Genomic DNA, 10,744 nt, shown 5'->3' on the forward strand with positions numbered 1-10,744 from the left:
ATTCAATCAGGAAGCAATTGATCAGGATTTCTTCAATATGCGGGTTTCGAATGCTGTAGAACTTCGAAAAAAACTACATCTTTTCAGAGAAGACAATACTATTTGCAGATTGATTCATGGAGAAGGAGACGAATTGCCGGGACTGGTCATCGACTTTTATGGCGGAGTTGCCGTAATCCAATGTCACAGTTTGGGAATGTATCTGCAAATTGAGCTGATCAAAAACGCATTGATTTACGCATTGGGAGACGATCTGAAAGCAGTTTACAACAAATCGAAGGAAACGCTTCCGGGAAGAATTCCGGTTGAAGACGGTTATTTATTTGGCTTTTGTGAAACTCCTCATATTGCGCTGGAAAACGGGGTAAAATATCAATTGGATTGGATTACCGGGCAAAAAACCGGATTCTTTATTGACCAGCGAGAAAACCGGGCTTTATTGGCAAAATATGCTGAAGGAGCCAAAATCCTGAATACGTTCTGTTATTCCGGAGGGTTTAGTTTGGCAGCTCTTAAGGATGGCGCAAAAGAAGTCCATTCACTCGACAGTTCGAAAAAAGCGATCGAACTCACTGATGCCAATATCGAATTGAACGGTTTTAAGAACCACCAATCCATTGTTGCGGATGCGATGAATTTCATTCGTGAAACGGGTGAAGAATACGACATTATCATCCTGGATCCACCGGCTTTTGCGAAACACCGCGACAAAAGACACCAGGCTGTTCAAGGATACAAGCGCTTAAATGCAATGGCGATTCAGCACATTCGTCCGGGTGGATTATTGATGACTTACAGCTGCTCACAAGTGGTTGATAAACAGCTATTCAATAACACGATCATTGCAGCAGCAATTGAATCCGGAAGAACCGTTAAAATATTGGAACAATTACATCAGCCTGCTGATCATCCGATCAATGCATTTCATCCGGAAGGAGAATACTTGAAAGGGCTGCTTTTACAGATTATCTAATGCTCGACATACAGTATAAATCCATTCTTAGAATGGCTTTACCGATGATGCTTAGTGGATTTATTCAATCCATTATTTCCATCACGGATGCCGCATTTCTAAGCCGCTACAGTACGCTTGCTTACGATGCTTCGGGAAGTGCAGGATTGTGGTACATTACTTTTTACATGGTTTTCACCGGGCTTGGAGACGGAGCACAAATTGCAATGGCTCAAAAAGTCGGAGAAAAAAACACCAAAGGATTTGCCGCAGTTTTCCAATCCAACTTTGCCATTTTAGTTGCGGCAGCAATCTTTATGACCATTTTGGTACAATTGGGAATGCCTGCACTGATGCGCTACCTGGTAACAAATCCCGAACTTGCAAAAGCAGAACAATCCTTCCTGGAAATCAGAAGTTATTCCTTCTGGGCTGCAACCATTACTTTAAGCATTCAGGCCTCTTACCTGGCGGTTGGTAAAACAACTCTTGTATTACTGACCGCTTTGATCGCAGCAGTTTCGAACATTGTTCTGGATTACTTCCTTGTGTTCGGAATTGGCCCGTTTCCGCGTCTGGGTCTTGAAGGAGCAGCTATTGCATCTACAAGTGCCGAGTTTTTAGCGATGCTGTTTCTTTTAAGTACGCTTTTAGGTGGAAAACTAAGAAAACACTATCCGGTTCTGCAGGCAAAATTCATCAGTAAATTTCAAATCAGGGAAAACCTGAAAATCGGGATGCCGCTTTTATTTCAGGGAATTATTGCACTTTCGATCTGGACGATTTTCTTTATCTGGATCGAACAAATGGGTGGAGACAATCTGACGGTTTCCCTAAACATCCGGTACATTTATTTCCTTGCCTTTATTCCTATCTGGGGTTTTGCAGCAACAACGAAAACGTACATCGCACAATACTATGGAGCGAAGGAATTTCTTTTCATTCCAACTATTCAGCGCCGCATTCAGTTCCTGACGATCGGTTTTCTGCTCCTGACTTTTCACGGAGCGATTCTCTATCCAGAAACATTGATCCGATTGGTTTCCGACCATCCCGGTCACGTTGCAGAAAGCGCAACGATTCTTCGTATTGTCAGCGGGTCCATTCTTATTTATGGTTTTATCAGCGTTTATTTCCAAACCATCAGTGGAAGCGGACAAACGCGTATTACGTTATTGGTCGAATGTATTTCAACATGTTTGTATATTCTTTCGGCTTATCTTTTTATCAAAGTCTGGACCTGGCCGATCCACCTGGTTTGGTTGGTCGAATATGTCTACTTTATTTCGATGGGAGCACTTTCCTTCGCATATCTGAAATTGTTTAACTGGACAAAAGAACCTAAAATATCATGAATAATCTGCGCATTGTTTTTATGGGAACTCCCCATTTCTCCGTCGGAATACTGGAGGCCATTCAATCTGCCGGCCTGAACCTGGCTGGGATTGTAACCGTTGCTGATAAACCTGCAGGACGGGGGCAGCTGATGCATGAAAGTCCGGTAAAACAATTCGGAGTGCGAAATAACATTCCGGTTTTACAACCATTAAAACTGAAAGATCCGGATTTCATTTCCGAACTGGCAGCTTTGAATGCAGATGTGTTTGTTGTAGTAGCTTTCAGAATGCTTCCGTCGGAGGTGTGGAAAATGCCGAAAAAAGGAACCTTTAATCTGCACGCTTCCCTTCTGCCCGATTACCGCGGTGCTGCTCCGATCAACTGGACCATTATCAACGGAGATACTGAAACCGGATTGAGTACGTTCTTCATTGATGAGGAAATTGATACCGGAAATGTGATCAAACAAGTGCGCATGCCAATCGGTGAAAATGAATCTGCCGGTGAGTTGCACGATCGAATGATCCTGGAAGGAGGCAAGTTGGTTGTAGAGACTTTACAGGATATTTCATCTGATTCTGTGAAGCCGATTCCTCAAACAGAATTCACCCATTCACAAAAAAGACCCGCTCCGAAATTATTCAAAGAGAATACTAACATAACGTGGACAGAAACTCCCGAAACGATCCACAACCTCGTTCGGGGCTTATGTCCGTATCCTTCCGCATGGACAACCTGGAAAAATGTCAAAGGAGAACTCAAGAATGTCAAAGTGTTTCAAACACGTTTGAGTGATGAAAAAGGAAATGGAACCATTCAATTAAGTTCAACTAAAACGCAATTGTTCGTTGACACAAAAGACCAAAAGCTGGAAATCGTCGAATTTCAGGTGGAAGGAAAGAAAAAAATGAGCGCTAAAGAGTGGTTGGTGGGGAATTCAGCAGCAGAATGGACTATTTTTTTCGAGTAATTTTCATCGAAGAAAATCCTAAATTGGTCGGAAAACGCCCAAAAACAGGGAGGTTTATCAACAAATACGTTTATTTATCAACAAAATCAACGCTTTTTAGTGTTTAGCCTTGGTAGAGAAGCATATTCCTATATTTTTGTTGTGTTAATTATTAGAAATCATTCAAAAAAAACCAAACTATGAACAAAGCAGAATTAATTGATGCGATTGCTTCTGAAGCAGGATTGTCTAAGGCTGATGCTAAAAAAGCATTGGATGCATTTGTAGGTGCTACAGCGGGAGCATTAAAAAAAGGAGACCGTATTTCTTTAGTAGGATTCGGATCTTTCTCAGTTTCTAAGCGTGAAGCTAGAACTGGTCGTAACCCACAAACTGGAAAAGAAATCAAAATCGCAGCTAAGAACGTTATCCGTTTCAAAGCTGGGTCTGATTTATCTGAAGCAGTTAACTAAGAACGATATTCTTAAAAAGAAAAATCCTTCCGTCAATTGATGGAGGGATTTTTTTTGTGGCCTCTATCCGGAAATTCAGAATCTCCTGAATTCAGATTCTCTACCTTTTATTCGCTCACTGCTACACTTCACTACATCGTATCTCATTTCCATTCAAGCTGTTTCAAATTTCTATAAATTGGCAGTGTTAGAGAACCCTGTATGTGAATTCAGATGACAAATCAGAGTAAAGCAAATCCCTACTTCTACGATCACGATCAAACCATTGTGAAATTTGGTTGTGAGGGAAACATTTTTAATTTGTCTTCTCTGAAAGAATTCGACCGCCCCATCATCTCACAGGGTTTTGCAATCAAGTTTGTTCATGACGGAATTGAACGGTACACGATCAACAATAAGTCGTACAGCGTTACCCCCGGATCTTACCTGCTTCTGAACGGAGAAAAAGAAGGAAAAGTAGAAATCGACAGCAGTAAAAATGTGAAAGGTTTGTGCTTAAATGTCTCCAATGAACTCGTATCAGAAGTCCTTGCCACGCTTAGAAGTCCTGACACCGCTGTTCCGGATCCGGAATTATCGCGTTTCTTTTACACCGAACACTTTCTCGAAAACCAGTATTCTTCCACTCACACGCATCTGGGAACACAATTACTGGAAATTAGCAAACACATTACGAATCATGTATTTTCAAGCCACCAGATCAATCCCGAATTGTTCTTTCAGCTCGCTGAAAGTTTGGTAGCGGATCAATTAGAGGTTTTCAAACAACTTCAGTCAATTCCGTCCGTCAAACCGGAAACGCGCAGAGATTTGTGCCGACGTGTTCTGAATGGAAAAGAATTCATTGATTCCAATTATACGGAGTCCATCACCATTGAGCAGATTGCACGAATTGCGGGCATGTCGGAATACCATTTTTTCCGTTTGTTTAAACAAACAATCGGCTGCACGCCTTATCAATATGTTCTTTCCAGCAGGTTAAACAAAGCGTCTCAATTATTGAAAGCAGACTATCCGGTTTCTGACGTAGCCATTGCCATGGGATTTTCAGACATTCACTCATTCAGTAAAGCGTTTAAAAAGCATTTCGGCCTTTCTCCCACATTGTACGCTGCTTCTGTCAAGATTTGACAACCGTCCAACACCTGATTTCACACGTTTACATAAAATTGCAGTATTTGACAAACAACCTTTCCTGAATTAGGGCATCTTTGTACTACAGTTCTATTATTCAAACCCAATGATCAATAAAGGCTTCAACTACGTTATCCTCTTTTTTTCTTTTTTCATTTTTCAGTTTGTTTCTGCTCAGCATTCAACAGTGACAGGTAAAGTCGTTGGGATTGATCCGCAGCTCCCTCCCATTATTCGCTTATGCCATGCAGCAGATTCTTCTCTCGTAAAAGGCGCAATTTCAGACTCAACGGGAAAATTTGAGTTTGAAGGAATAAAGAATGGTATTTTTATTCTGATCATCGCCCAAACAGGATATAAAAAGTTTATTAGTCAGCCTGTCGAAATCACAACAGATTCCAGTTTCATTCAATTTCCTGATATCCCTCTAACTGTTTCTTCCACAGAGTTGGAAGATGTTGTGATAACCAATCAGAAACCATTTATCGAACGCAAAATTGACCGTGTGGTGGTGAATCCCGATGCGCTTGTTGGAGGTACGGGAACAACGGCCTTTGATCTGTTGGAAAAAGCACCCGGTATTACGGTAGATTTCAACGGAAATATCTCATTGAAAGGAAAATCGGGTGTGCAGGTTTTTATTGATAACAGACCAACTTATATGTCACAGGAAGATCTTGCCTCCTACCTGCGTTCTTTACCTTCAAATTCGGTTGCCTCCATTGAAATCATGACCAACCCGCCTGCCAGGTATGATGCTTCCGGAAATGCGGGAATTATCAATATCATTCTGAAAAAACTGAAAGAGAAAGGATTCAACGGAGGAATTACTTTAAGTTACGGACAAGGAAGGTATTTACGTACGAATAACAGTTTTAGTCTCAACTACCGCGTGAATAAGATCAACCTGTTCACTACTTTGGGTTGGAGTCAGAATAACTCGTTCCAGGATCTGACCATTAACCGCTATTATTATACTCCTGCCAACCAATTCAGTTCGGCATTTCTACAAAAGTCCTATATCAAAAGAGAACACGGTGGAAAAACCGCTAAAATCGGGATGGATTGGTATGTCAGCAAAAGATCAACGATCGGCGTTGTTTTTTCAGGGTTTCACAATCCTTCTTTAACGCAAACAACGAACGCAGCCAATATCCTGGCGTCAGACAGTTCTGTTGCAGCACTTGTTTCGGCACGCGCCGTTTCCAAAAATCTTTGGTACAACGGAAGCGCCAACATCAATTATTCACTGAAAATAGACAGCTTAGGAAAAGAACTGACAATTAACGCAGATTACATCCGCTATAAATCCGATCATTCGCAAACGCTGGATAACAAGACACGCGCAACAGATGGTTCACTCATGAACTCTCTTGACCTCTACTCTTCTTTACCGGCAGATATTGATATCAAAACGGCAAAGATTGATTACGTGAATCCGTTTAAACACAACAACCGTTTGGAATTCGGTGTGAAAACTGCTTTTGTAAGCACGGACAATACTGCCGATTTTTTCGATGTGGCCAATGGAACCCAAACCCCGAATTATACCTTTTCCAATCGTTTTCTCTACCATGAGAACAACAATGCGGCTTATGCGAACTATGCGCAGGAATGGGGAAGATTTGCCATGCAGATCGGTTTGCGTTTTGAAAGTATCCGAATGCACGGAAATCAATTGGGGAACCCGCTTGTTGCTGATTCGAGTTTTACACGCATGTATAACAGTTTGTTTCCAACGGCTTATTTCTCCTACAATCCGGACAGTTTGAAACACCACCAGATCGGTTTCTCATTCGGAAGACGGATTGACTACCCGAATTACCAGGATATGAATCCATTTACTTACCCGATGGATGCATACACCTATTACGCAGGAAACCCGTTTTTGAAACCGACCTTCTCTTATAATTTCGAATTGACTTACTCATACAAAAGTGTGTTTTCCGCGACTGTTGACTACAGTTTGGTGCATAACCTGATCAATGAAACCAACGAACAGGTAAACAATATTTATTACAGCAGACCCGGGAATTATGGGAATCAAACGGCTTATGGAATCAGCGTAAGCGGTGAATTCAACATCTTCAAATGGTGGGGCGTTCAGTATTATTCGGAATTGAAAAACATCGGGTACAATACGACCATTTACAACCAGCCCTTAGTCGAAAATCGCTGGTACTGGTATGTTGGTCCGGCATTTAAATTCATCATCACTTCCAAGTTTTCGGCTGAACTTGCCGGATCATATCAGACACGCATTTTATCCGGTCAGTTCTTAACCATTCCGGTTGGTCAGCTGAGAGCCGGTTTTGCTTACAAAATCCTGAAAGACAAAGGTTCTGTCAAGCTGAATATTTCGGACATTGTGTATACCAATCAACCTGGAGGAGACATTCGGAATATTGCAAATTCCAAAGCAAACTGGAAAAGTCGTTTGGACACACGGGTTCTTACGGTGAGTTTTTCTTACAGGTTCAGCAAAGGAAAAGCACTTAACGCACGTCAATCCGGAGCTTCAGATGAAGAGAAACAACGGGTAAACGCACATTAAAGTGAGTATGGATAATTGAGAATTGAAAAGACTTACACGACTCAAAAACTTTTCAATTTTACATTCTCAATTTTCAATTGCCCTTAAATTAGCAGGTTTCGACAAATGAATCGGGTCTGATCCAGGTAGCTTTAGTTCATCATCTTAAAAATCAGATTTATGAACAGATTCTACACCATCGGCTTTAGTGTTTTTTTGCTTTTAAACACAAGCAATGCGAATGCCCAAATATCAGCTGGCTTAGATACGGAATTACAACATACGCTCGATAGTATGCGGACAGTTCTCGGAGCAAAATCTCTCAGCGCAGCCATCCAAACAGCAGACGGAAGTATTTGGGCCCATGCAAATGGAATTTCTGCTGCTTTACCAGCTACGAACGTCACTCCGAACGATGCATATCTCATCGGAAGTGTGACGAAAACCATTACATCAGCATGCGTTTTACAACTGGCTGATGAACACCTGCTGAATTTAGACGATAGTTTACACGAATGGCTTCCAACGGTTCCTTATATCGATAGCAATATCACAATCCGGCAATTGCTGAATCACACCAGCGGAATTTACGATGTCTTGAGTCATCCGCACAACCAGGATTCTCTTCTGGCAGACATCTCACGCATCTGGACCCCGGAAGAACTGATCGACCGCTTCATTTCGCCGCCATTATTTGCGCCCGGCACTTCCTGGTCTTATTCGAATACGAATTATTTCCTGTTGAGTATGATTATCCGGGAAGCAACCGGAAATCCTTTTTACACCGAATTACGCAACCGCTTCTTTGATCCGCTACAGTTAAATTCATTCGCTATTCCTTCGTTTGAAACTCTGAATTCGCCTGTTGCTCATTTGTGGCTTGACATTACGGGTGATGGTGTTTTAGACGATGCTGACAGCTTCTACATGAGTTATTTGTCTCTCAATTCAACTGCCGGTGCTGCCGGAGGATATTTCTCCACTCCAACAGATTGCACCCAATGGATGCGGTCTTACATGCGCGGAGATTTACTTTCAACAACCATGATGGCTGAAGCCAAAACAACCGTGCTCGCTCCGGCATCTCAGGGAGGGAAATACGGGCTTGGGCTAATGAAAAATCAAACACATTTTTTAGGCTATGAAGCTTACGGTCATGGTGGCGATTTGGCTTATCATGCATCTTCCTGGTATTTCCCGGAATTTGATCAAAGCATTACCGTTTTTACAAACGACAACGATAAAAACTCCTGGACTTTGCTGCCTGTTGTGCGTGAATTGCTGCGAACATATGTTGAAAATACCACCGCGTCTTTGAGTGAGAATCAAACGGGAAATTTTCAGGTTTCTCCGGTTCCTTTCACCAATGAACTGGCAATCATCCGGAAAAATTTTTCTTCAGACGATGAATTCAGCTTTACGTTGACAGATGCTTTGGGGAAAATCATCTCAACCCGGATTACTGATCCATTGATCAAGAAACAGGCTGTGATCACATTTCAAAACCTGGAGTCGCTTCCCGGCGGAGTGTATTTTGTAACGATTACCGGAAACAACTACCAAACACAATCAATCAAAGTGCTGAAATAAACCGCATTATTTCGAACCGGAAATTACTTCATATTTTACAGTTGCACCATCAGCGATTTCGAGCCCTTTTGGCTTTGTGGCGGTCGAATCGGAAAACAGAGTTGAAAAATAACGGGTAAACCGGGTAAGAATAATTCAAACATAAGCAAAGATAAGAAAGCACCTTTTATTTCTAAAAAGAAGTGAGGGTGCTTTTTGGGCAATTAGAAATAGTTACGAATGCCGAATTACGAATGCCGCCCCGATAGAAATCGGGATACGAATTGGGTGATCGTGATTAGTTGTTGGAAAACTATGCTGTTTATAATTGATTTACTTTGTTTAAAATAGGTACAATCATCGCTATATCTATGCTATATCTATGCTATATCTATGCTATATCTATGTCTGAAAGATGGCTTATTTATACTTGATGCCTGAAATAAAACGGGAATGTCTATGCTCTATATTCATATCTAATAGTTGTGTGATTGAACTGGAATTGCTTTAACAAAGAGGCGTTAAACAGTGAATTATGGAGAAATCACTAGCTTTACGCCATGAAAAACGAATTGCTTCAGGCATTTTACGAATTGATCCCTGCTGTGAAGGGTGAATTATTTGACCAGGTTGCTGCCAAAAGAACACGTTATCTGACGGTTTTGTTGGAGGAAATCTATCAGGAACACAATGCCAGTGCCGTTTTAAGAAGCTGCGACTGTTTCGGAATTCAGGAATTGCACGTGATTGAGAGTAAAAACCAATACAAAGTGCAACGCGATATTGCCCGTGGCGCCGGAAGATGGGTCGACTTATACAACTACAATGAAGGCCCGGCTCCACTTTTGGATGCCGTTTCCAAATTAAAATCCAAAGGATATAAAATTGCCGCTTTGACTCCGGATGCGGAACTTTCCATTTTTGACGTTCCCCTGGATCAACCGCTTGCACTTTCTTTCGGAACGGAGTGGGAAGGTATTTCGGATGAAATACGCGAAATTGCGGACTACAACGTTTCTATTCCCATGGTTGGTTTTACGGAAAGTTTCAATGTTTCCGTTTCTGTAGCATTGACATTACAAGCCTTAAGACAACGTTTATTGGAATCAGACAAAGACTGGAAGCTGTCAGAAGAAGACCAGGTTGATGTGAAACTCAAATGGTGTCAGCGTTACATGCGAAACGGAGACGTTGTGAGAAAAGAACTGGAAAAACGTTTGGCGAAATAGTTGATTCGCAGTTATTCCTGTCATAGCGTGCAGAAGAGAATCGGAGTGTAAACTTTTACATTTTTTTTGAATTCTAACTCGCAGAGAAAGTTATATTTGTATGACTTTTCGAACTAAAAACAGAAAACTATTATGGGAAAAGGTGATATCAAGACGGCAAAAGGAAAACGTGTAAACGGTTCCTATGGTAATACCCGTAAAAGAAAAAAAGCAACTACGACTGCCAGACCAGCGGCTGCAAAAAAAGAAGGTGCTGATGAGAAAAAACCGGCAGTAAAGAAAACAGCAGCAAAACCTGCAGCTGAGAAAAAACCAGCAGCAAAAAAGCCTGCAGCTAAAACAACAAAAAAATCTGAAGAATAATTAAATGAATAATCCTTCAACATATTAAAAGCTCTGCCTGTTGGCGGGGCTTTTTTTGTGAAATAATTTAAATAAAAATGCTTCTCTTTTCGTTCAAAAATCTCGAAATTTGTGGACTTCCAAATAGAGAGCAAAAAAAATCAAATCATGAAAAAACACAATTTTGGCGCAGGACCATGTATTCTTCCGCAAGACGTATTTAAA

At 41.4% G+C, this 10,744-nt stretch carries 8 protein-coding genes and 1 pseudogene; all 9 read left to right on the forward strand.

Features of this window, described 5'->3' with window-relative positions:
* Nucleotides 1-973: class I SAM-dependent rRNA methyltransferase (locus tag Q1V93_RS10010; RefSeq protein ID WP_300664291.1), on the forward strand; the 973-nt coding region annotated here is incomplete at its 5' end.
* Nucleotides 973-2,307 (forward strand): MATE family efflux transporter, encoded by a 1,335-nt coding sequence (locus Q1V93_RS10015; protein WP_300664293.1) that lies wholly within the window; start codon nt 973-975, stop codon nt 2,305-2,307. The genes Q1V93_RS10010 and Q1V93_RS10015, both read left to right, overlap by 1 nt.
* Entirely contained in the window at nt 2,304-3,260 is a 957-nt protein-coding gene (gene fmt / locus Q1V93_RS10020; RefSeq protein WP_300664295.1) for a methionyl-tRNA formyltransferase, read from the forward strand. Before Q1V93_RS10015 ends, fmt begins: the two co-directional genes overlap by 4 nt.
* 176 nt (nt 3,261-3,436) lie before the next feature.
* Nucleotides 3,437-3,712 (forward strand): annotated as a pseudogene (locus Q1V93_RS10025) (HU family DNA-binding protein); the annotation flags it as partial.
* Between the two features lie 213 nt (nt 3,713-3,925).
* Nucleotides 3,926-4,843, forward strand: coding sequence for an AraC family transcriptional regulator (locus tag Q1V93_RS10030; protein ID WP_300664297.1), 918 nt, complete (start codon nt 3,926-3,928; stop codon nt 4,841-4,843).
* Between the two features lie 109 nt (nt 4,844-4,952).
* Entirely contained in the window at nt 4,953-7,400 is a 2,448-nt protein-coding gene (locus Q1V93_RS10035) for an outer membrane beta-barrel family protein (RefSeq protein WP_300664299.1), read from the forward strand.
* Nucleotides 7,401-7,559: 159 nt separating this feature from the next.
* Entirely contained in the window at nt 7,560-8,969 is a 1,410-nt protein-coding gene (locus Q1V93_RS10040) for a serine hydrolase (protein ID WP_300664300.1), read from the forward strand.
* 539 nt (nt 8,970-9,508) lie between these two features.
* Nucleotides 9,509-10,177 (forward strand): RNA methyltransferase, encoded by a 669-nt coding sequence (locus Q1V93_RS10045; protein WP_300664301.1) that lies wholly within the window; start codon nt 9,509-9,511, stop codon nt 10,175-10,177.
* 132 nt (nt 10,178-10,309) lie between these two features.
* Nucleotides 10,310-10,540, forward strand: coding sequence for a 30S ribosomal protein THX (locus Q1V93_RS10050; protein WP_300664302.1), 231 nt, complete (start codon nt 10,310-10,312; stop codon nt 10,538-10,540).
* Nucleotides 10,541-10,744: the final 204 nt, after the last annotated feature.

The organism is Fluviicola sp. (assembly GCF_030151805.1).
Classification (GTDB): Bacteria; Bacteroidota; Bacteroidia; order Flavobacteriales_D; family Crocinitomicaceae; genus Fluviicola.

What these genes read in the sequence shown, in the direction of transcription:
- fmt (WP_300664295.1), top strand. Translation starts at nt 2,304, where the DNA reads ATGAATAATCTGCGCATTGTTTTTATGGGAACTCCCCATTTCTCCGTC.
- Q1V93_RS10030 (WP_300664297.1), top strand. Translation starts at nt 3,926, where the DNA reads ATGACAAATCAGAGTAAAGCAAATCCCTACTTCTACGATCACGATCAA.
- Q1V93_RS10040 (WP_300664300.1), top strand. Translation starts at nt 7,560, where the DNA reads ATGAACAGATTCTACACCATCGGCTTTAGTGTTTTTTTGCTTTTAAAC.
- Q1V93_RS10050 (WP_300664302.1), top strand. Translation starts at nt 10,310, where the DNA reads ATGGGAAAAGGTGATATCAAGACGGCAAAAGGAAAACGTGTAAACGGT.
- Q1V93_RS10035 (WP_300664299.1), top strand. Translation starts at nt 4,953, where the DNA reads ATGATCAATAAAGGCTTCAACTACGTTATCCTCTTTTTTTCTTTTTTC.
- Q1V93_RS10045 (WP_300664301.1), top strand. Translation starts at nt 9,509, where the DNA reads ATGAAAAACGAATTGCTTCAGGCATTTTACGAATTGATCCCTGCTGTG.
- Q1V93_RS10015 (WP_300664293.1), top strand. Translation starts at nt 973, where the DNA reads ATGCTCGACATACAGTATAAATCCATTCTTAGAATGGCTTTACCGATG.